Source organism: Streptomyces sp. NPDC048196 (assembly GCF_040652715.1).
Taxonomy (GTDB): domain Bacteria; phylum Actinomycetota; class Actinomycetes; order Streptomycetales; family Streptomycetaceae; genus Streptomyces; species Streptomyces siderophoricus.
Genome location: NZ_JBEZMM010000031.1, coordinates 60,045 through 78,879 on the forward strand (window position 1 = coordinate 60,045; position 18,835 = coordinate 78,879).

Below are 18,835 nucleotides of genomic sequence, written 5' to 3' on the forward strand. Positions count from 1 at the left end.
GTGGTGGGCCATTGCTGGGTGCGTGCGGTTAGGCGTCGTAGCCGGGGCGTGGCGGATCGTAGGTGCTGCCGGGGTGCGTACGGGTTCGTCGGCGCCGCCCGTTCCGCGGGTTTGTGGTCGCCGGGGGCGCAGCGGTGACTCGTTGGCGGCCGGCGGTGCGTCGGCGGTGCGGCGGTGCGTCGATTGTGTGCCGGGTGGGGCCCGTTGGCCGGGGCGGGCGGGCGCCAGCGCGTCGGGGTGTTACGTGTCGTTGCCGGGGTGGGTGAGGGTGCCGTGGAGGAGGACGGCGATGAGTTCCTCGCTGGTGAGGGGGGTGTCGGCCTCTGAGACGGGGGTGGGGAGGCGGGTGAAGAGGAGGCCCAGGAAGGCGCTGGCGACCTTCTCGGGGGCCAGCCGGAAGGCGTCCCGGTCCGGTTCGATCAGCTCGGTGACGGCTTGGCGTAGCGCGGCGGCGGACCGGGCCCGTGGGTCCTCCGGCGGTCCGTCCGGCTTGGTCCCGGTCTCCGGGGCGACGGTCCCGGGCTCGCGGCCGCGGCCGCGGAGGTGGCCGGAGGCGTGCAGGGCGCCGACGACCGTACCGATCCGCTCCATGTGGGCGCGCAGCGCCTCGGCCGCTTCCGTCAGCCGGGCGGCCAGCGGCTCGTCCAGGGAGACCGAGGCCAGTTCGCGCAGGACGTGGTCCGTGCTGACCGCCTCGCGGACGCAGGCGTCCAGTACCTCGTCCTTGTCCTTGAAGGCCCGGAAGATCGTGGCCTCGCCGATGCCCGCCGCGCGGGCGATCTGGCTGGTGGTGACGGCCGCGCCGTACTCCGCCACCAGCGGCAGCGCGGCGGCCACGATCATGGCCCGGCGCTGTTCCACACTCATGCCGGGTGCGCGCCGGCGTGCAGGTTGGGGGGTCATGCCTCCAGAATACGGAGTGAGTGCTCACTCCGTCAATCATCTACCACCCACGCCGGGCCGCGCGCTGCGCATGGCCGCCGTTCGCTCTTTAGACTTCTTGCAGCGGATTTCTTGCCGCGGTGCGGATTTCTTGCGGCGGGGCTTGCCGTTTGCGGAGTGGGATTTTGCCGGGGTGCCCCGGCGTGGAGTGCGCTGGTGCGGGTGCTCTTGCCGTCGCATGCGGAAGGCGGCGTGTCATGGACTGGAAGCTCGAACTGGTGCCGGTTCCGGTGGCCGATGTGGAGCGGGCCAAGCGCTTCTACAGCGAGCAGCTGGGCTTCGCCGTCGACCATGACGTCTCGGTCGGCGGCCAGGCGCGCATCGTGCAGCTGACGCCGCCTGGATCCGAGTGCTCGATCGTCATCGGTGCGGGTACGGGGGTCACCGACGTGCGGCCCGGTTCCGTGCAGGGCCTCCAGCTGGTGGTGTCCGATGTTGCCGCGGCCCGGGCGCAGTTGGTCGAGCGGGGCGTGGCGGCGAGCCCCGTGCAGCACGTCGAGGACGGCGCGCTGGCCGACGGGCCCGGCGGGACGTGGAACTCGTTCGTCTACTTCACCGACCCCGACGGCAACGGCTGGTCATTGCAGGAGGGGCCCACCGGCGGCGGGCAGGGACCTGCCGGCGACGGGTAGGGGCCCACCGGTAACGGGCAGGGGCCCACGGGCGGCCAGGATGCTGGGCGGGTTCGGCCCCCATCCCAACGCGCCATCCCAACCCCCGCAACCCACCCACCATCCCACCGCCCCATCCCCACGCCGCGGCTGCGCCCGGGTCTCGCACCGCCCTTCGCCCCGTCCTTCACGCCGCACTTCGGCCCGCCTCCCCCCACCCGAAGTCGTGTCTACGATCGGGGGATGGCGACGGTTCGGGAGCAGGAAGCATTTCTGCGGGCGTTCCACGCGGCGCACCCCGCGGTGACGGTACGGGCGATGGCGCACGGACGGGCCGAGGACGGACGGTCGAGTTACGAGATCCTCCGGGACCGGGTGGCGGCCTGCGACCGGGTGCTGGATCTCGGGTGCGGTGACGGTCTGTTGCTCGAACTCCTCGCCGAGCGGGGACGGCGGACCGACCGGGCGCTGGCCGACCGAGAGCTGGCCGACCGGGCGCTGACCGATCGAGAGCGGACCGACCGGGCACTGACCGACGGAGAGCTGGCCGACCGGGCGCTGACCGATCGAGAGCGGACCGACCGGGCACTGACCGACGGAGAGCTGGCCGACCGGGCGCCGGCCGACCGAGAGCTGGCCGGACTTGACCTGGCCGCTGAGGAGTTGGCGTTGGCCCGCCGCCGCCCCGGTCTCGCCCGCGCCGACCTGAGGGCCGGGCGGGCTCAGCAACTCCCCTTCGAGGACGGCCGCTTCGACGGCTGTGTGTCCCATATGGCGCTGATGCTGATGGGCGACATCGAGCAGGTCGCGGCCGAGGTGGCACGGGTGCTCGCGCCCGGCGGCACGCTGGCGGTCGCCTTGGGTGGCGGAGCGGCCGGGGGTGAGGCGTATACGGCGTTCCTGCGAGTGGCGCGGCCGCTGTTCGCGGCCGCACCCGCCGACCAGCGAATTCCCTCGCTCGGCGACCGACGGCTGCGGAACCGTGAGGGGTTCGACGCGGTGTTCGGCCCGGCCGGATTCGGGCCCGTGCGCTGGGAGACCGTACGGATCGATCTGACCGGACCACCGGAGCGTGTCTGGGCGACCATGGGCGGCTTCTACGATCTGGGGCCGCTCGACCCCGCCGTCACCGCGGACCTACGGACCCGTTTTGAGCGGGAGGCGGCGTCCCTGGCCCTGCCGGACGGCCGGATCCCCTGCGCGATGCGGGTGCATATCGCCACGGCGATGCGGGTGCATATCGCCACGGCGGTGCGGGGGGCGTAGTCACGGGGAGGTGCGTAGTGACGTGCGGTGCGGGGTGCCGCCCCAAGGCCCCAACCCCCGAGGCCCAAACCCCCCAACGCCCCAACCGCCATGGCCCCAACGCCCCAACACGCCAACGCCACAACACCCCACCTCCCCACCCCCTACCCCGGATGCCGTTGACCGTAAGTGGCCTCCAAGTGGGGCATGTGGGCGGTGCCCCAGGCGCCGAGGGGGGCGAGGGCCTCGTTGAGGGAGCGGCCGGCCTCGGTGAGGGAGTATTCGACCCTCGGCGGCACCTCGGGGAAAGTCTCGCGGTGCACGATGCCGTCGGCCTCCAGCTCGCGCAGCTGCTGGGTCAGGACCTTCTCGGTGATCTTCGGCAGACCGCGGCGCAGTTCGCCGAACCGATGGGGGCGCTCGGCCAGCGCCCACAACAGCAACACCTTCCATTTGCCGCCGATGACGTCCACCGCGGCGTCCAGCCCACATTCGTACGGCTTGTTGCGTGTGCTCATGACCGGCCCGGCTCCCCCTGATGGCGTTCTGACGAGTTCCGGCGAGTTCTTGCGCGTCGTGGCGGGGTCCGACGGGTCCCGGCTGGGCCCGACGGGCTACGGCGGGTCCCGACGGGTTACGAGGGGCCCTGATGCGTTCTGACGCGCTCCTCTCGCCGGAGCAAGTATCCAGGGCCGGGAGGCGGTTGGGGCGGGTGACGGTCGGTACGCCCTCACAGGCCCTGGGCGGCCATCCACTCCGGGTCCGGGTCGATGGTCTGGAGGACCTCGATCAGGGTGCCCTCGGGGGCCCAGACGTTGAAGCGGCGCTGCCCCCAGGGCTCGTCGCGCAGCGGTACGGCGATCGGCACCCCCTTGTCGCGCAGGGCGGCCTCCTCGGCCGCGGCGTCCTCCACCAGGAAGCCGAGGAGGGCGCCGGCGGTCTTCTGGTGGCGGAAGTCCGGCGGCATGGCCTCGTGCCCGCGCAGGGTGAAGTCCAGGGCGCAGTCGGGGTGTTGGGGGTGCTGGAGGCTGGCGTACCAGTCGAGCTCGACGAGTGGCTGGAAGCCGAAGTGGTCGACGTAGAAGCGGGTGCTGGCCGCGACGTCGTCGGTGAGCAGGGCGGTGCCGAACTTGGCGAAGCGCATAAGGATCCTCTCCGGGCGCGACCGGGCGGTCCGGCGGCGCGGTGGTGTGCCACCGGATCGGGGCGGTCACGGCCACCACCCACCGGTGCAACGACTCCAGTTGTAGTACTCTGGGTGTAGTGGTTGCAAGCCTTTTTGAAAATTAGGTCGGCAAAGTGCGAGGTGGGCGAGATGGTGCGTAATCCGGAGCGGCGGGCGGCGTTGGTGGATGCCGCGATCGAGGTGCTGGCGCGGGACGGTGCGCGCGGGCTCACCTTCCGGGCCGTCGACGCGGCCGCGGAGGTGCCCGGTGGCACCGCGTCCAACTACTTCACCAGCAGGGACGATCTGCTGGCCCAGGTCACCGGGCAGATCCACCAGCGGATCGCGCCCGACCCGGACGAGGTCGCCGAGGTGATGGCAGCGCCGCGCAACCGGGCGCTGGTGGTTGAGCTGATGCGGTGGATCAACCGCCGGGTGACCGAGAACCGCACCGGCTATCTGGCGATGCTGGAGCTGCGGCTGGAGGCGACCCGCCGCCCCGAGCTGCGGGCCGAGCTGACCCGGGTCATGCGGGCGACGTTCGACGAGAACCTCAGCTTCCATCTGGAGAACGGACTGCCCGGCGACCCGACCGCCGTGACGCTGATGTATCTCGCCATGACCGGGCTGATGCTGGAGCAGCTCACCCTGCCCGGTGTGGTGCCCGTCGAGGAGACCGACGGGCTGATCGCGGCACTCGTCGACCGCGCGATCGGGCCGGCGGGGAAGTCCGAGTAACCCCGAATGGCCGAGTAACCCCTAATAGCCAAGTAACCCCGAATGGCGGGGTCCGCCCCCGAGCCCGAATATCGGAGGCCACCAAGCTGGCCCTCAGCCCGTAAGGGCGCGCCCTACCCCCGTGAGGGTGCGCCCTGCGTCCCCGTAAGGGTGCGCCCCGAGCCCCCGTAAGGGTGCGCCCGGCGGTGCGCACCAAGTCCCGTAGGGGCGCGGCCCGGCCTCCCCGGGGGTGCGGCCTAGCCCCCGTAAGGGCGGGCCGTGCGGGCCTGGCGGAGGGCCAGGGCCCACCACTCCAGCTGGCCGAGCAGGGCGCCGGCGGCCTTTTCGGCGGGGGCCGGGTCGTGCAGCCGGCCCTCGTCGTCGAAGAGGTTGCCGGCCAGCGCGAAGCTCACCGTTTCGCGCACCGTCGTCGCGTGCAACTCGGCGAAGACCAGCCGCAGTTGCTCGACGGCACGGAGGCCGCCGGAGATCCCGCCGTACGAGACGAAGCCGACCGGCTTGGCCTGCCACTGCGGGAACAGCAGGTCGATGGCGTGCTTCAGCGGGGCCGGGAAGGAGTGGTTGTACTCGGGGGTGATCACCACGAACGCGTCCGCCTCCTCCACGCGCTTGGCGAAGGACTCGTACTCCTCGCTGCCGTGCCGCAGCTCGTACGGGCGGATCTCGGCCAGATCGATCACGTCGAGGTCGACATGGGCGCGGGTCTCCGCCTGCCGGGTGAACCAGTTCGCGATGACGGGCGCGAACCGGCCCTCCCGGGTGCTGGCGACGATGACTGCGAGGCGGTAGGTGTGCTCGGACATGCGGGTCCTCCGTGGCGGGGTGGCCGGGCGGCCGGGGTGGTGGACGGCGGGCTCGCCGTCGGGACCCGACGCTAAGACCTCAAGCAAAGTTGAGGTCAAGCGCGCCCCAGGACCGCCGCCACGGAGGCCGGCGCTACGGGACCGTCGCCACGGAGGTCAGCGCTACGGGACCGTCGCCACGGAGGCCGGCGCTACGGGACCGCTGCTACAGGGGCCGCCGCCACGGAGAGCTCGCCCGACGGATCACTCCACGCCGATCGCTCGACGCCAGTAACTCGACCCCGATCACTCCACGCCGATCACTCCACGCCGAACAGCTTCAGCAGCTCCGTCTTCTGGAACATCTGCGCCGTCTCGATCGCCGACGGCGCGCCCGCCGAGGGGTCGGCCCCGTGCGCCATCAGCACCTTGACGACCTCGTCGTCGCCCTTGAACACCGCACCGGCCAGCGGCGTCTGGCCGCGGTCGTTGGGGCGGTCGGGGTCGGCGTCGCGCTGCAGCAGCGCCTCCACCGTCGCCGGGTGGCCGTGGTACGCCGCCAGCATCACGAGCGAGTCGCCCTTGTCGTTCGTCAGGTTGGCGGGCACGCCGGCGTCCACGTACGCGGCGACGGTGTCGGTGTCTCCGTGCCGCGCCAGGTCGAACACCTTGGACGCGAGCTGCAGTACCTCGGGGTCATGCGCATGCTCGATCGACTCGGGCCCCTGCGGCTGGGGATTCGCGTCGCTCATGGTCGCCGGCCTCCTGCTGTCGTGGGTGTTGTCGTGGGTGTTACGTGCATGTCAGTGCGGGACGAGTGTGCGGCACCGTGGTACTGCGTGGTACCTGCGCGGTACGTCCTTGATACCTGTGCGGTACCTGCGTGCACTTGTTTCCTGCACCGTCATCGCCACTTTATGCAGGCCACCGCCCTTCCGGCAGCGCCAGCGCACCCGGCGCCGGCGCCAACCCCAGCGGAGTCGGCACCGGCACGCCACATCAGCCCACTTCCTCGGAACGCACCGCCTCAGCCCGTCACGTGAGAACGCCACCTCAGCCCGTCACGTGAGAACGCCACCTCAGCCCGATACGTAAGAACGCCGCCGCAGCCCGTTGCGTCAGAACGCCGCGCGGATCTCGCCCACCCGGACCCCGCCGCCCAGCAGCGGGACCTCCGCCAGACGGGACAGCACCGGCGCGTCGACGCCCATCAGGCGGAGGGTGCGGGCGAGGACCGGGCCGAGGGCGCGACCGGCACCGTCGTCGATCTTGAACGCCAGCGCCCGGCCGTCCGGCAGGGCCACCGCCTGGACCGCCTCGGCGCCCATCTTCGACAGCGTGCCGGGCAGCTCCTGCATCAGCCAGGTGTCGGGGCGGCGGGTGCCGGCGACGTACTCCGGGTGGGCGCGCATCGCGTCCGCCACCAGCCGCTCCGGCGTGCCCGGGTCCGCCAGTACGAAGTGCCGGAACGAACGGGCCAGGCCGGTCAGGGAGAGCGAGAGCAGCGGGGCGCCGCAGCCGTCCGTACCGACGTGCGCGACGTCCTCGCCGCTCGCGCCGCGCACGGCCTCGGTCACCAGCTGCTGCAGCGGATGCGCCGGGTCCAGGTACGAGGCCAGCGGCCAGCCGTTGCGCGCCGAGGCGGCGAGCATCGCGGTGTGCTTGCCCGAGCAGTTCATGGCCAGCCGGTCGCGGACCTGGCCCGCGGCGAGGTACGACTCCGCCTCCTCCGGGTCCAGCGGCAGGTCGGGCGGCGTCTGGAGCTGGTCGGCGGTCAGCCCGTGCTCGGCCAGCATGGTCCGGACGAGATCGAGGTGGAAGGCCTCGCCGGAGTGGCTCGCGGCGGCCAGTGCCAGCCGCTCGCCGGACAGCTCAAGGCCGGCCCGCAGTACGGCCGCGGCCTGCATCGGCTTGTTCGTGGAACGCGGGAAGACCGGCGCCGCCACATCGCCCAGCGCCGTCTCGACACTGCCGTCCGCCGCCAGCACCACCAGCGAGCCGCGGTGCCGGCCCTCGACGAAACCGGAGCGCACGACCTCGGCGAGGACGGGGGAGACGGCCTCCGCGGAACGCGGGGTCGGCACGGATATCGGGTGGGGCGAGGACGAGGTCATCGGCGGCCTTCCGGACGGGGACGGGGGGCGACCCGCGTCCGGAAGGCTTGTGGCCCGTCAGGACAGCAGGTCGTCCACTTGTGCTTCGCCTTCACGGTACCTGCGGGCGATTTCCGCACTGCACTCGTCGGTGGTGCGCTGCAGCGACTGACGGCGCTGCGAGACCTGGCGTTCGTAGCGGATCAGCCGGCCCATCGCCTCGTGCAGCTCCTGGTCGGTCCGCGCGGTGAGGTCGGACAGCTCGACCTCGCCGAGCATCTCGTCCGCCATCCTGCGGTACTCCTCGCTGTGCGGCGTGCCGAGCGTCACATGCCGGGCCGACGAGCGGTGCCGCGACGGCAGGTCCGTCAGGATCTCCGGCAGCCGGTCCAGCAGCGGCGAGTGCTGGGCGGTACGGCGGGCGATCTCGGCCCGCAGGATGTCGATCCGGCCCTGCAGCAGCCGCCGCAGATAGCTCAGATCGGCCTCCTCCTGCTGCGAGTCCCGGCGTACGACCCGCAGCTCGGGCAGCCCCAGGCCGGAGAGATCTGGTGTGTCGGCCGGGCGGCAGCGGTCGCGCTGCTGCGGGGGGCGGGGGTGCTGCGCCTGGCCTGCCTGGAGCATGGGGCCGTCCTTGGTGCCGGCCGGCTCACCGGGAGCCGCTGCCGTGGTCGTCGTGGTGGCTGTGGCGGATGTGGTGGGGGATGCGGTGGTGGTCGTTGACGCGGTGGGCGCCGCCGGGGCGGCCGGTGCCGTCCGTCCGGTGCCGGACGCGGTGGTGGCGGCTGGCGCCGGTGGTTCGGTCGGTTTCGTACGGCCGCTGGGTGTCGTACGGGCGCTCGGTACGGGACCGGGTGTCTGTCCGGCGCCGGCAGTGCTCATGAATGGTTCCGTCCCCTCATCCGGGCCGCGTCCAGGGCATGTTGTCCATGAAACGCACCACGTGCACGCATCGTGCCACTCTGTGCGGTCCTTCTGCAGGGCCATGGCACCCGAACGGCCCCCGTAGGGGCACGGCTGTCCGAAGCCGTACCGCCGACCGGCATGATGGCGGGTATGCGAGCCGTGGTGCAGAGAGTTGACGGAGCCCGCGTCGAGGTGGCGGGCGAGACGGTCGGGGAGATCGTCGGGGAAGGGCTGTGCGTACTGGTGGGCGTCACTCACGACGACACCCCGGAGAAGGCGGCACAACTCGCCCGCAAACTGTGGTCGGTGCGGATGCTGCAGGGCGAGAAGTCCTGCTCGGACACCGGGGCGCCGCTGCTGGTGATCAGCCAGTTCACTCTCTACGGTGACGCGCGCAAGGGCCGCCGCCCCACCTGGAACGCCGCGGCCCCCGGCCCCGTCGCCGAACCACTGGTCGACGAGGTCGTCGCCCAGCTGCGAGCGCTGGGCGCCCACGTGGAGACCGGCCGCTTCGGCGCACAGATGAAGGTCTCACTCACCAACGACGGGCCGTTCACGGTCCTGGTCGAGGTGTGAGGGCGGGGCGTTCCGCGGCATCCGACCAGCCCCGACCAGCCCCGCCGCAGTCCCCGTAGCCCCCAGAAGCCTCCGTAGGCCCGCTCGCCGGGGCTACGGCTCCACCACCACCTCCTGGGCCGCCGCGGTGCCGCCCGCGGTCAGTTGGGCGTCCACGGGGACGTTTCGCTTGACCAGGGCCAGGGCGATGGGGCCGAGTTCGTGGTGGCGGGCCGAGGTGGTGACGAAGCCGAGTTGGCGGCCTTCCTCGCCGTCGGCGGCGAGCCGGATCGGGGCGCCGTGCGGGGGCAGATGCACCTCGCTGCCGTCCAGGTGCAGGAAGACCAGCCGGCGCGGCGGCTTCCCCAGGTTGTGGACCCGGGCGACGGTCTCCTGGCCGCGGTAGCAGCCCTTCTGGAGGTGCACGGCGGTGCCGAGCCAGCCGAGCTCGTGCGGGATGGTGCGGTGGTCGGTCTCCAGGCCGAGCCGCGGGCGGTGCGCCTCGACGCGCAGCGCCTCCAGGGCCAGCACGCCGATCGCGGGCCCGTGGGCGTCCGCGAACGCCGACAGCTCAGCGCGCGGCAGGAACAGATCACGGCCGTGCGCGGTCTCGCGGACGACGGTGCCCTCGGGGACCTCGGTGATGGACCCGGCCGGCAGGTGGACCACCGCGATCTCGTCGGTCCGGTCGGCGATCTCGACCCGGTAGAAGAACTTCATGCTTTCCAGGTAGGCGATCAGCGCCTCCTGGCCACCCGGCTCGGTGTGCATCCACGTCGTTTCCCCGTCGTCGACGAGGTACAGCGCATGCTCGATGTGGCCGTGCGCGGAGAGGATCAGCGCCTCCGTGGCGTGGCCGGGCGGGAGTTCGCTGACGTGCTGGGTGAGCAGCAGATGCAGCCAGCTCAGCCGCTCGGGGCCGCTGACGGTGACCACGCCGCGGTGCGAGAGGTCCACGAAGCCGGTGCCGTCGGCGAGCGCGCGCTGCTCCCGGAACAGGTCGCCGTAGTGCGCGGCGACGCCTTCGTCGGGGGCCTCGGCGGGGACGGCGCCGGGCAGCGACAGCAGCGGGCTGACGGGTGATTGTCGCAGCATGGGCCCAGCCTACGACGCGGTCGCGGCTTTCGGCCGGGGGCGGCCTCAGCCCTCGTCGCCGACGGCCTTGGCGCGGCAGTCCGCGCACCGGCCGAAGATCGCGAAGTGCTTCATATCGGTCTCGAAGCCGAACTGTTCGCGCAGCGTCGCGGTGAACGGCTCGGCCACCGACAGGTCCGCCTCGATGACCTCGGTGCAGTCCCGGCACACCAGGTGGATGTGGTGGTGGCGGTCGGCGAGGTGGTACGTCGGCGCGCCGTGGCCGAGGTGGGCGTGGCTGACCAGCCCCAGCTCCTCCAGGAGCTCCAGGGTCCGGTAGACCGTGGAGATGTTCACGCCGCCGGCCGTCTTGCGCACCTCGGTGAGGATGTCGTCCGGGGTGGCGTGCTCCAGCCTGTCCACGGCCTCCAGGACGAGCTGCCGCTGCGGGGTCAGGCGGTATCCGCGCCTGCGGAGGTCGCTCTGCCAGTCGGTGGTCACCACACCGCCAGTGTAGGAGGGTGGACGCCGACGGGGTACGCGCCGCCGTCAGCCGCAGCGGGTGAGCCCCTGCGCGGTGCGGACGGCCGCGTGGACCAGCGGCATGCGAGGGCCCACCCCGGCGGCGCCGAGGCCGGGCCCGCACACGACGGCGCCGAGCGGCGGCCCGGCACGCCGGTGCCCGGCGGTGTCCCCCTCGCAGTCCACGGCGAGTTGTCGGGAACGTGCGCCGCCGCGGGCGATCGGACGTGCGGAAGGGGGCTTCCGCCCAACCGTTGCGGGTCGGTGCCGGACTCTCACCGGACTTCCCCCGCGGGGGCGCGTCAAGCTTTCCGTGCGGGCCGGTCAGCCCTGGTACGGAGTGCCGTCGGGGTTGAAGAAGGAGACCCCGTCCGGCATGTCGTCGGGCAGGCTCTCGGCCCACTCCTTCAGGTCGGCGACCTTCTTCAGGTGCGCGGACATGTACGGCCGCAGCGGCACGTCCGGGGTCGACTTCTCGCCGACCCACATCAGGTCGCTGTTGACGTAGCCGTAGAGCCGCTTGCCGCCGCTGTACGGGCCGGCCGAGGCGGTCCGCGCGATGGCGTCGGTGGCCAGGTCGATCTGCGGCTTCTGGTGGGCCAGCTCGCCATACCAGACCTCGACGACGCCCTGGTCCCGGATCATCACGACCTCGACCTTGCGGTCCGCGTCGACGCGCCAGTAGCCGCTCTCGCTCTCCAGCGGGCGGACCTTCGTGCCCTGGGAGTCGAGCACCCAGCTGTGCGAGTGGTACTCCAGGAAGTCACGGCCGTCGTGGGAGAAGGTGACCTCCTGCCCGAAGTTGCACTTCTCGGCACCGGGGAAGTCGGCGACGCCGGCGCCCTCCCAGTGGCCGAGGAGGAAGGCGAGCGGCACCAGGGCCGGGTTCAGGTCGGAGGGGATCTCGATCATGAGAGCTCAGGCGATCTGTAGAGAGGGGAAAGGGGTGAACCGCGTGCGTCAGCGCTGGCCCTGGTACAGCTTCGCCCAGGTCAGACCGGCGAACGCGATGACGCCGACGGCGACCAGAACCAGCAGGGTGGTGAAGAATGCCTCAAGCACGGGCGCGCTCCTTGGACGGAGTGAGGATGTAACGGACCGCTTGCGAGTCTAGTCGGCGGCATCGGCCACGGCGCTGTGAGGTCTGCCGCCCGCCCGCGCCTACTCTTGGCCCCATGGCGAAGAAGCTCGTGATCAAGGTGACGGCGGGGGCGGATGCACCCGAGCGGTGCTCGCAGGCGTTCACGGTGGCGGCGGTGGCGGCGGCCAGCGGCGTCGAGGTGTCGCTGTGGCTGACCGGGGAGTCGGTGTGGTTCGCGCTGCCCGGGCGGGCGGCAGAGTTCGAGCTGCCGCACGCGGCACCGCTGCCGGAGCTGATCGACGGCATCCGCGCGGGCGGCGGCGCGATCACGGTCTGCACGCAGTGCGCGGCCCGCCGCAACATCGAACAGAAGGACCTGATCGAGGGCGCGGGCATCGCCGGGGCCCAGGTCTTCGTCAGCGAGATCATGCCGGACGACGTCCAGGCGCTGGTGTACTGACGCTCCCGGGTGCCGACCGCGGTGCCTCGGACCGCTCCCGGGCGGTCGGGGACGCTACCGCGGGTGCTTGTCGTCGCCGCGGTCGTCGAGCTCGCGCCACCAGCGGTCCGATTCCGGGTCGCCGGACTCGTCCCACCAGCGTTCGCCGGGCTCGCGGCGGTTGCCGATGATCGCCGCGACCGGCGGGATGACCATGGCGACGACGCACATGCCGACCGCGACCGGCACCGACCACAGCCGGACCACGCCCCAGGCCAGCACGAACAGCACGAGGCACACGCCCATCAGCACGAAGTACCGGCGGTGACGGCGCTCTGCGGGCGACCGTTGGTGCGCGTACACAACTCCACGGTAAATCCGCGGGGGACCGGAAAGAAGCCGGGGCGCGGCACGGTTCCGGGCCGGAGCAGCGCGAAGGGCCGCACCCCCGCCAAGGCGTCCAAGCCTCGGGGGTGCGGCCCTCACGGCCGTACGGAAGGTACGGACAAGGGTCGCCGTCAGACGGCGATGGCGACCTCCGCCAGCCCGCCCTTCTGGGCGACGACGGTACGGTCCGCGGTGGCGCCGGGGACGAGCGCGCGCAGCGTCCAGGTGCCCTCGGCCGCGTAGAAGCGGAACTGTCCGGTCGCGGAGGTGGGAACCTCGGCGGTGAACTCGCCGGTGCTGTCCAGGAGTCGGACGTAACCGGTGACGGGCTCGCCGTCGCGGGTCACGCTGCCCTGGATCGTGGTCTCACCGGGCTTGATGGTCGAGGCGTCCGGGCCGCCGGCCTGTGCTCCACACATAGGGGTACTTCCTTGAGGGGTTCGGGGGAGAAGCCTTGTTTACTTGTTGGCGCCGAGCTCGATCGGGACGCCGACCAGCGAGCCGTACTCGGTCCAGGAGCCGTCGTAGTTCTTGACGTTGGTCTGGCCGAGCAGCTCGTGCAGCACGAACCAGGTCAGCGCGGAGCGCTCACCGATCCGGCAGTAGGCGATGGTGTCCTTGGCCAGGTCGACCGACTCCTGCTCGTAGAGGGCCGTGAGCTCCTCGTCCGACTTGAAGGTGCCGTCGTCGTTGGCGTTCTTCGACCACGGGATGTTGCGGGCGCTGGGCACGTGGCCGGGGCGCTGCGACTGCTCCTGCGGCAGGTGCGCGGGGGCGAGCAGCTTGCCGCTGAACTCGTCGGGGGACCGCACGTCGACCAGGTTCTTGGCGCCGATCGCGGCGACGACGTCGTCCCGGAAGGCACGGATGGAGGTGTCCTGGGCCTTGGCCGTGTACTCGGTGGCCGGGCGCTGGGGGACCTCGGAGCCGTCGACCAGGTCGCGGGAGTCCAGCTCCCACTTCTTGCGGCCGCCGTCGAGCAGCTTGACGCTGTCGTGGCCGTAGAGCTTGAAGTACCAGTACGCGTAGGAGGCGAACCAGTTGTTGTTGCCGCCGTAGAGGACGACGGTGTCGTCGTTGGCGATGCCCTTGGCCGAGAGCAGCCGCTCGAAGCCCGCCTGGTCGACGAAGTCGCGGCGGACCGGGTCCTGGAGGTCCTTCTTCCAGTCGATCCGGACCGCGTTCTTGATGTGGTTCTTGTCGTAGGCCGAGGTGTCCTCGTCGACCTCGACGATCACGACCTTCGGGTCCTCGAGGTGGGCCTCGACCCAGTCGGCGTCTACGAGGACGTCGCTACGGCTCATGTTCTTCTCCTCCGGGGCAGTTACGGGGGCGGTTGGGGAAGTGGCACGCGGGTACGCCGGGCGCGCGCCGGAGGCTTCCGGACGGCCCATGACGATCGTCGGGGCGCCGGAGCGGCGCGGTGCGGGGGACACGCGGGGGATTCGGCCGGAGCGGCCGGCCGGCCGGGCGAGGGGAACACCCCGTGCTCTGGCGAGCTGGGGGAAGGGCGCACCCCGTCAGACAGGGCGACAGAGCATGGCGGCGACGCGGCACAGGTCCACTGCCCGCCGCTTCGTGAGGACCGCCAGTCCCCGCGGACGGGAACGGCTCAATGCGCTCTGCATGGCACCGATCGTAGGGACGCGGAGCCGGGCATGTCACCGGCGTGTCGAATGGCGAGACGCGTCTGTCCGTGATGTGGGACGCGGTGCAGGAACGAGCGGCCTCGGGCCGGACGCCGGAGGCCGCTCGGTGGTGGGGGGTCTGGGGTACGGACCCGGCTGTCTCAGGAAATGGACGGCACGGTGGTCGGGCCCGGTCGTCGAGCGGGCGGCGGGCCGGTGGGGCGGCCCGCGCCGGGCGTCCGGGGTCAGCCGGGAAGCTTGACGTCCGTGCCGGAGGCGGAGATCGACAGCCCGTCGGCCAGCGTGGCCACCTTGTCCAGCTTCAGGTTGCCCGGCAGCTGGTCCAGCTTCCAGTCGTGGTCGGTCTGCGCCCGCACCTTCGACTCACAGCCCGGCAGCGCCCGGCACATCGCGGGCAGCCCGTCGGCCCGCAGCCGCACGGTGTTGCCGTGCACGATGCTGATCGAGCCGGTCACGTCGAGCGAGCTGAGGAGCGGCAGGTTCGGGGAGATCTTGACCTGGCTGCGGCCGTTCTTCTCGCCGCCATAGGTGATCTTGACGCCGCCGCCCGCGGCCCTGGTGAGGTCCGCGTAGGTGATCCGGGCGTTGCCGGTGGCCGTGGCCGCGCTCTCGATGGACATGTAGTCGCTGGTCAGCGCCACGTCGTGGAACTGCGCCGACAGCTTGTCGATGCGCAGCGCGTGGCCGTCCGCCCGGGCCTCGATCCCGCCGAGCTCGGCGTCCACCTCCTCCAGGTCGCGCCCGACGACCTGGGTCAGGAACGGGAAGCCCTTGATGGTGACGTCCGGGGTCCTGTCGAGTCCCTGACTGCTGCGGATCTTCTCCGCGGCCTTGTCCTCGACGAGATTCACCGCCACCCGGTCGGCGGCCACGAAGAGCCCGCCGAATATGACGACGAGGACCAACAGCACCCGTAGTGCACGCATCGAACCACTACCCCCACACTGGGCCGGCACTGCCCGGCCGGCCCGTCGCTTGGCGTGCAGGCCCCCTGCCTGCGCTCCGGAGGCCTACCCAGGGCCTGTCCGGTGGATCAGACCCTAAACGACGCCCTCCCCAAAGGGGAGCGGCGGCCGCCGGCAGGCGCGAGAAGCGCTCACCGGCGGCCGCCGCCGAGTGTCGGTGCGGGCCCGTCGGGCTAGCCCAGGGCACGCCCCAGGACGTAGACCGCGGGGGCGGCGAGGGCCAGGGGGAGGGCCACGCCGGCCGTCATGTGGACGAAGCGGGACGGGTAGTCGTAGCTGGCCACCCGCAGCCCGATCAGGGCGCAGGCGCCGGCCGCCAGGCCCAGGTCGGCCCCGGACGTGCCCAGGCCGGTCAGATGGCCGGCCGCGATGCCGGCGCCGGCCGCGGCCACCAGGGAGATCACGACCGAGACGGACGGGGGCAGCGGCAGCGCCCGGGCGAGCGTGGCCACCGCGACCCCGGCGGCGCCGACGACCACCGCGTGCGGGTTGCCGGCCAGGTGGCCGGCCGCGAGCACCGCCAGCGCGGTCGAGGTCAGACCCGCGGTCAGCGCGTACATCCGCTCGTCCGCGCTGCTGCGGTTGCGCAGCTGGAGGATCAGGACCAGCAGGCACCACACACCGAGCGTGCCGATGCAGACCAGGGGCGCGCTCGCCCGGTCCGTGGCCAGCAGCGCCGCGTCGGTGGCCAGCCCGGCCAGGAACGCCAGCGCGATGCCCTGGCGGGCCGGCCACATGCCGTTCAGCCGGAACCAGCCGGCGGCGGTGACCGCCTGGAGGAGCACCACCGGCACCGCGAGCAGCGGCCGGGCCAGCGGCGCGGTCACGGCCAGCAGCAGCGCGAGGACCGCGGTCAGCGCGGCCGGCTGGATGCCCGGCGGGATGATCGGCGAGCGGCCCTCCAGGCGGGCGCGCTGGTTGGGCGCGAGCGGCGCGGCCGGCAGCGAGGGCGGGGCGGCCGCCATGGTGGCGGTCGCGGCCGGCTGCCGGTCGGGCAGCGGCGCGGCGGGCCCGGGCTGCTCCGGTCCGAGCCGGTCGTGGCCGTAGCCGGGCTGTTCGGGCCCGGGCCGGTCGTGGCCGTACCCGTGCTGCCCGTACGGGTCGCCGTAGGCGGCCTGGGGGGCGTGCGGCGCGGTGGCCGGCCGGTGCGCCGGCTGCCCGTAGGGGTCGGGAGCGCCGTACTGCTGCTCCTGGTAGGGCGCGGGCTGCCCGTATGCGGGCGGTCCGTACTCGGGCTGCCCGTAGGGGGCCGGCCGGCCGTAGGCGTCCTGCGGGGCGTAGGGCCCGGACTGGCTGGACTGCCCGGGCTGCCCGTACGGGTCCTGCGGGGCGTAGGGGTCGTGCGGCTGGTACGGGTGGTGGCCCTGCGGCTGGTGGTCGCTCATGATCGGCTGCTCACCCTCCCGCGAACGGCGGCAGGACCTCGACGGTGCCGCCCTCGGCCAGCGGCACCCGGGCGTGGTCGCGGGTGCCCACCGGATCGCCGTCCACCAGGAACGAGCAGCGCATCAGCACGCGCGCGAACTCGGGGTTCGCGGCGTGCGCGGCGCGCGCCGCGTCGAGCGCCTCGGCGAGCGTCGCCGCCGTATAGGGCTCCTCTGCCGTGCCCGCGGCGGCCTTGGCCGCGGCCCAGTAGCGCACGGTGCCAGTTGTTGTCACGGCGGCCTCTTCGTCGTGTCGGTCGGGGGACCGCCCTCGGTGGCGGCGGCCCCGTCGTTGCCGCCTCCATGATGGCGTACGCGGCGGCCGGGGCCGCCCGGGACAAGTTCCGGTAACGGCTTTCGGCCCGCTCCTGCGGCCTTTCGGAAATTCGATTGCCGAAGGCAAGCGTTCACTTAGGCTCATTGTGTGTTGGTACGACTCGCGCGGGCGCATTTGCGGCCCCACAGGCGCTCGATGACCCTGATCGTGCTGCTCCAGCTGATCCAGACCCTGGCCACCCTCTACCTCCCCACCCTCAACGCCGACATCATTGACAACGGTGTCGTGCGGGGCGACACGGGCTACATCTTCCGTACCGGCGGATTCATGATCGCCGTCACCCTGCTGCAGATCGTCTGCGCGATCGGTGCCGTCTACTTCGGCGCCCGCACGGCCATGGCCCTCGGCCGGGACGTCCGCGCCGCGGTCTTCGACCGGGTCCAGTCCTTCTCCGCCCGCGAGGTCGGCGCCTTCGGCGCCCCCTCGCTGATCACCCGTACCACCAATGACGTCCAACAGGTCCAGATGCTGGTGCTGATGACGTTCACGATGATGGTCTCCGCGCCGATCATGTGCGTCGGTGGCGTCGTCATGGCGCTCAACCAGGACGTGCCGCTGTCCGGCCTCCTGCTGGTCATCGTCCCGGTCCTCGGGATCCTCGTCTCACTGATCGTGCGCCGGATGCGGCCGCTCTTCCGTGGCGTGCAGGAGCGCATCGACACCGTCAACCGCGTGCTGCGCGAGCAGATCACCGGCATCCGCGTGATCCGCGCCTTCGTCCGCGACGGTTACGAACGCGAGCGGTTCGCCGGGTCCAACACCGACCTCTACGACGTCTCGCTCCGCGCCGGCCGGCTGATGTCGATGATGTTCCCGCTGGTCATGCTGATCGTGAACCTCTCCAGCGTGGCCGTCGTCTGGTTCGGCGGGCTGCGCATCGACAGCGACGGGATGCAGATCGGCGCGCTGACGGCCTTCCTCAGCTATCTGATGTACATCCTCATGTCGATCATGATGGCGACGTTCATGGTCATGATGCTGCCGCGTGCCGAGGTCTGCGCCGAGCGCATCCAGGAGGTGCTGGCCACCGACTCCAGCGTCGTCCCGCCGCAGAACCCGGTCACCGCACTGCGCCGCCGCGGCGAACTGGAGCTCCGCAACGTCGAGTTCCGCTTCCCCGGCGCCGAGCAGCCGGTCCTCAAGGACATCTCGCTGACCGCCCGCCCCGGTGAGACCACCGCCGTCATCGGCTCCACCGGAAGCGGCAAGTCCACCCTCCTCGGGCTGGTGCCCCGGCTCTTCGACGCGACCGGCGGCACGGTCCTCGTCGACGGCGAGGACGTCCGCGGCCTCGCCCCCGAGACGCTGGCCGGCGCCATCGGCCTGGTCCCGCAGAAGCCGTACCTCTTCTCCGGGACGGTGGCGAGCAACCTCCGCTACGGCAACCCGGACGCCACCGACGACGAGCTGTGGCACGCCCTGGAGATCGCCCAGGCCCGCGACTTCGTCGAGCGGATGGAAGGCGGGCTGGACGCGCCCGTCGCGCAGGGCGGCTCCAACGTCTCCGGCGGCCAGCGGCAGCGGCTGGCGATCGCCCGCGCGCTGGTCCGCCGGCCCGAGATCTACCTCTTCGACGACTCGTTCTCCGCGCTGGACTACGCCACCGACGCCGCCCTGCGCGCCGCGCTCGCCCGCGAGACGGACCGGGCGACGGTGGTGATCGTGGCCCAGCGGGTCGCCACGATCCGCGGCGCCGACCGGATCGTCGTGCTGGACGAGGGCCGCATCGTGGGCACCGGCACCCACACCGAGCTGATGGCCGACAACGAGACCTACCGGGAGATCGTGCTCTCCCAGCTCACCGAGCAGGAGGCGGCGTGACCACCGCGGACAAGGGGACGGCCACCCGCGCCGACGCCCCGGCGGCCACCGAGGGGACCCCCACGGCGGCCCCGAGACGAGGGCCGGCCCCGGCGGCCG

Annotated in this window: 23 protein-coding genes; 6 read left to right on the forward strand and 17 right to left on the reverse strand. The window is 72.2% G+C overall.

Features of this window, described 5'->3' with window-relative positions; translation table 11 throughout:
* Window positions 1–240: 240 nt before the first annotated feature.
* Window positions 241–843 carry a helix-turn-helix domain-containing protein gene (locus AB0E02_RS26370; protein WP_362143230.1) on the reverse strand — a complete coding sequence of 201 codons (603 nt, stop codon included), beginning with the start codon at window positions 841–843 and terminating at the stop codon, window positions 241–243.
* Between the two features lie 296 nt (window positions 844–1,139).
* Between AB0E02_RS26370 and AB0E02_RS26375 the strand changes: the two genes are divergently transcribed.
* Together AB0E02_RS26375 and AB0E02_RS26380 are read left to right on the forward strand one after the other, a co-directional pair.
* Window positions 1,140–1,574 (forward strand): VOC family protein, encoded by a 435-nt coding sequence (locus AB0E02_RS26375; protein WP_362143176.1) that lies wholly within the window; start codon window positions 1,140–1,142, stop codon window positions 1,572–1,574.
* Between the two features lie 222 nt (window positions 1,575–1,796).
* Entirely contained in the window at window positions 1,797–2,819 is a 1,023-nt protein-coding gene (locus AB0E02_RS26380; protein ID WP_362143178.1) for a class I SAM-dependent methyltransferase, read from the forward strand.
* Window positions 2,820–2,962: 143 nt separating this feature from the next.
* Here AB0E02_RS26380 and AB0E02_RS26385 read toward each other — a convergent pair whose 3' ends face one another.
* Both AB0E02_RS26385 and AB0E02_RS26390 read right to left on the reverse strand, forming a co-directional pair.
* Entirely contained in the window at window positions 2,963–3,316 is a 354-nt protein-coding gene (locus tag AB0E02_RS26385) for a helix-turn-helix domain-containing protein (RefSeq protein WP_362143180.1), read from the reverse strand.
* 212 nt (window positions 3,317–3,528) lie between these two features.
* Window positions 3,529–3,942 (reverse strand): VOC family protein, encoded by a 414-nt coding sequence (locus tag AB0E02_RS26390; RefSeq protein WP_362143182.1) that lies wholly within the window; start codon window positions 3,940–3,942, stop codon window positions 3,529–3,531.
* Between the two features lie 171 nt (window positions 3,943–4,113).
* Here AB0E02_RS26390 and AB0E02_RS26395 point away from each other — a divergent pair, with 171 nt between their 5' ends.
* Window positions 4,114–4,701: a TetR family transcriptional regulator gene (locus AB0E02_RS26395; RefSeq protein WP_362143184.1), complete on the forward strand. Its 588-nt coding sequence runs from the start codon at window positions 4,114–4,116 to the stop codon at window positions 4,699–4,701.
* A 236-nt stretch (window positions 4,702–4,937) separates the two neighbouring features.
* Here AB0E02_RS26395 and AB0E02_RS26400 read toward each other — a convergent pair whose 3' ends face one another.
* From AB0E02_RS26400 to AB0E02_RS26415, 4 genes are all read right to left on the reverse strand, one after another.
* Window positions 4,938–5,504, reverse strand: a complete 567-nt coding sequence (locus AB0E02_RS26400; protein ID WP_362143186.1) for an NAD(P)H-dependent oxidoreductase — start codon at window positions 5,502–5,504, stop codon at window positions 4,938–4,940.
* A 299-nt stretch (window positions 5,505–5,803) separates the two neighbouring features.
* On the reverse strand, window positions 5,804–6,235 hold the full coding sequence (locus tag AB0E02_RS26405; RefSeq protein ID WP_265361589.1) for an ankyrin repeat domain-containing protein: 432 nt from the start codon (window positions 6,233–6,235) through the stop codon (window positions 5,804–5,806).
* Between the two features lie 366 nt (window positions 6,236–6,601).
* Window positions 6,602–7,597 carry an asparaginase gene (locus AB0E02_RS26410; protein ID WP_362143188.1) on the reverse strand — a complete coding sequence of 332 codons (996 nt, stop codon included), beginning with the start codon at window positions 7,595–7,597 and terminating at the stop codon, window positions 6,602–6,604.
* Between the two features lie 57 nt (window positions 7,598–7,654).
* Window positions 7,655–8,200 carry a hypothetical protein gene (locus tag AB0E02_RS26415; RefSeq protein ID WP_030414764.1) on the reverse strand — a complete coding sequence of 182 codons (546 nt, stop codon included), beginning with the start codon at window positions 8,198–8,200 and terminating at the stop codon, window positions 7,655–7,657.
* 432 nt (window positions 8,201–8,632) lie between these two features.
* Between AB0E02_RS26415 and dtd the strand changes: the two genes are divergently transcribed.
* Window positions 8,633–9,058, forward strand: coding sequence for a D-aminoacyl-tRNA deacylase (gene dtd / locus AB0E02_RS26420; RefSeq protein WP_201806972.1), 426 nt, complete (start codon window positions 8,633–8,635; stop codon window positions 9,056–9,058).
* 93 nt (window positions 9,059–9,151) lie between these two features.
* Here the strand turns inward: dtd and AB0E02_RS26425 are convergent, their stop codons facing one another.
* The 3 genes from AB0E02_RS26425 to AB0E02_RS26435 all read right to left on the reverse strand — a co-directional run bounded on the left by AB0E02_RS26425 (window position 9,152) and on the right by AB0E02_RS26435 (window position 11,545).
* Entirely contained in the window at window positions 9,152–10,132 is a 981-nt protein-coding gene (locus AB0E02_RS26425) for a folate-binding protein (protein ID WP_362143190.1), read from the reverse strand.
* Between the two features lie 45 nt (window positions 10,133–10,177).
* Window positions 10,178–10,615 (reverse strand): Fur family transcriptional regulator, encoded by a 438-nt coding sequence (locus tag AB0E02_RS26430; RefSeq protein ID WP_362143192.1) that lies wholly within the window; start codon window positions 10,613–10,615, stop codon window positions 10,178–10,180.
* 342 nt (window positions 10,616–10,957) lie between these two features.
* Entirely contained in the window at window positions 10,958–11,545 is a 588-nt protein-coding gene (locus AB0E02_RS26435; RefSeq protein WP_362143194.1) for an FABP family protein, read from the reverse strand.
* A gap of 263 nt (window positions 11,546–11,808) precedes the next feature.
* Between AB0E02_RS26435 and AB0E02_RS26440 the strand changes: the two genes are divergently transcribed.
* The gene (locus tag AB0E02_RS26440) at window positions 11,809–12,174 is read left to right on the forward strand and encodes a DsrE family protein (protein WP_030414758.1); all 366 of its coding nucleotides are present in this window, start codon (window positions 11,809–11,811) and stop codon (window positions 12,172–12,174) included.
* 54 nt (window positions 12,175–12,228) lie between these two features.
* Here the strand turns inward: AB0E02_RS26440 and AB0E02_RS26445 are convergent, their stop codons facing one another.
* The 7 genes from AB0E02_RS26445 to AB0E02_RS26475 form a co-directional block, all read right to left on the reverse strand.
* Window positions 12,229–12,459, reverse strand: a complete 231-nt coding sequence (locus tag AB0E02_RS26445) for a hypothetical protein (protein WP_037809217.1) — start codon at window positions 12,457–12,459, stop codon at window positions 12,229–12,231.
* A gap of 212 nt (window positions 12,460–12,671) precedes the next feature.
* Window positions 12,672–12,959: a DUF1416 domain-containing protein gene (locus AB0E02_RS26450; RefSeq protein WP_030286290.1), complete on the reverse strand. Its 288-nt coding sequence runs from the start codon at window positions 12,957–12,959 to the stop codon at window positions 12,672–12,674.
* A gap of 39 nt (window positions 12,960–12,998) precedes the next feature.
* Entirely contained in the window at window positions 12,999–13,844 is an 846-nt protein-coding gene (locus AB0E02_RS26455; protein WP_362143196.1) for a sulfurtransferase, read from the reverse strand.
* Between the two features lie 216 nt (window positions 13,845–14,060).
* Complete coding sequence (locus AB0E02_RS26460; protein WP_351531855.1) at window positions 14,061–14,168, reverse strand: putative leader peptide; 108 nt, start codon at window positions 14,166–14,168, stop codon at window positions 14,061–14,063.
* Between the two features lie 245 nt (window positions 14,169–14,413).
* A complete protein-coding gene (locus tag AB0E02_RS26465) occupies window positions 14,414–15,115 on the reverse strand; it encodes a DUF2993 domain-containing protein (RefSeq protein ID WP_362143199.1) in 702 nt (233 codons plus the stop codon).
* 212 nt (window positions 15,116–15,327) lie between these two features.
* On the reverse strand, window positions 15,328–16,539 hold the full coding sequence (locus AB0E02_RS26470) for a hypothetical protein (RefSeq protein ID WP_362143201.1): 1,212 nt from the start codon (window positions 16,537–16,539) through the stop codon (window positions 15,328–15,330).
* A gap of 10 nt (window positions 16,540–16,549) precedes the next feature.
* The gene (locus AB0E02_RS26475) at window positions 16,550–16,795 is read right to left on the reverse strand and encodes a MoaD/ThiS family protein (protein WP_030414753.1); all 246 of its coding nucleotides are present in this window, start codon (window positions 16,793–16,795) and stop codon (window positions 16,550–16,552) included.
* Window positions 16,796–17,002: 207 nt separating this feature from the next.
* Between AB0E02_RS26475 and AB0E02_RS26480 the strand changes: the two genes are divergently transcribed.
* A complete protein-coding gene (locus AB0E02_RS26480; protein WP_362143203.1) occupies window positions 17,003–18,736 on the forward strand; it encodes an ABC transporter ATP-binding protein in 1,734 nt (577 codons plus the stop codon).
* Window positions 18,737–18,835 lie beyond the last annotated feature (99 nt).

Coding starts and splice junctions, on each gene's coding strand:
- AB0E02_RS26415 (WP_030414764.1), bottom strand. CDS start 8,200: ATGCTCCAGGCAGGCCAGGCGCAGCACCCCCGCCCCCCGCAGCAGCGC.
- AB0E02_RS26410 (WP_362143188.1), bottom strand. CDS start 7,597: ATGACCTCGTCCTCGCCCCACCCGATATCCGTGCCGACCCCGCGTTCC.
- AB0E02_RS26470 (WP_362143201.1), bottom strand. CDS start 16,539: ATGAGCGACCACCAGCCGCAGGGCCACCACCCGTACCAGCCGCACGAC.
- AB0E02_RS26425 (WP_362143190.1), bottom strand. CDS start 10,132: ATGCTGCGACAATCACCCGTCAGCCCGCTGCTGTCGCTGCCCGGCGCC.
- AB0E02_RS26395 (WP_362143184.1), top strand. CDS start 4,114: ATGGTGCGTAATCCGGAGCGGCGGGCGGCGTTGGTGGATGCCGCGATC.
- AB0E02_RS26440 (WP_030414758.1), top strand. CDS start 11,809: ATGGCGAAGAAGCTCGTGATCAAGGTGACGGCGGGGGCGGATGCACCC.
- AB0E02_RS26445 (WP_037809217.1), bottom strand. CDS start 12,459: ATGGGCGTGTGCCTCGTGCTGTTCGTGCTGGCCTGGGGCGTGGTCCGG.
- AB0E02_RS26405 (WP_265361589.1), bottom strand. CDS start 6,235: ATGAGCGACGCGAATCCCCAGCCGCAGGGGCCCGAGTCGATCGAGCAT.
- AB0E02_RS26400 (WP_362143186.1), bottom strand. CDS start 5,504: ATGTCCGAGCACACCTACCGCCTCGCAGTCATCGTCGCCAGCACCCGG.
- AB0E02_RS26450 (WP_030286290.1), bottom strand. CDS start 12,959: ATGTGTGGAGCACAGGCCGGCGGCCCGGACGCCTCGACCATCAAGCCC.
- dtd (WP_201806972.1), top strand. CDS start 8,633: ATGCGAGCCGTGGTGCAGAGAGTTGACGGAGCCCGCGTCGAGGTGGCG.
- AB0E02_RS26370 (WP_362143230.1), bottom strand. CDS start 843: ATGATCGTGGCCGCCGCGCTGCCGCTGGTGGCGGAGTACGGCGCGGCC.
- AB0E02_RS26460 (WP_351531855.1), bottom strand. CDS start 14,168: ATGCAGAGCGCATTGAGCCGTTCCCGTCCGCGGGGACTGGCGGTCCTC.
- AB0E02_RS26455 (WP_362143196.1), bottom strand. CDS start 13,844: ATGAGCCGTAGCGACGTCCTCGTAGACGCCGACTGGGTCGAGGCCCAC.
- AB0E02_RS26390 (WP_362143182.1), bottom strand. CDS start 3,942: ATGCGCTTCGCCAAGTTCGGCACCGCCCTGCTCACCGACGACGTCGCG.
- AB0E02_RS26465 (WP_362143199.1), bottom strand. CDS start 15,115: ATGCGTGCACTACGGGTGCTGTTGGTCCTCGTCGTCATATTCGGCGGG.
- AB0E02_RS26375 (WP_362143176.1), top strand. CDS start 1,140: ATGGACTGGAAGCTCGAACTGGTGCCGGTTCCGGTGGCCGATGTGGAG.
- AB0E02_RS26385 (WP_362143180.1), bottom strand. CDS start 3,316: ATGAGCACACGCAACAAGCCGTACGAATGTGGGCTGGACGCCGCGGTG.
- AB0E02_RS26435 (WP_362143194.1), bottom strand. CDS start 11,545: ATGATCGAGATCCCCTCCGACCTGAACCCGGCCCTGGTGCCGCTCGCC.
- AB0E02_RS26380 (WP_362143178.1), top strand. CDS start 1,797: ATGGCGACGGTTCGGGAGCAGGAAGCATTTCTGCGGGCGTTCCACGCG.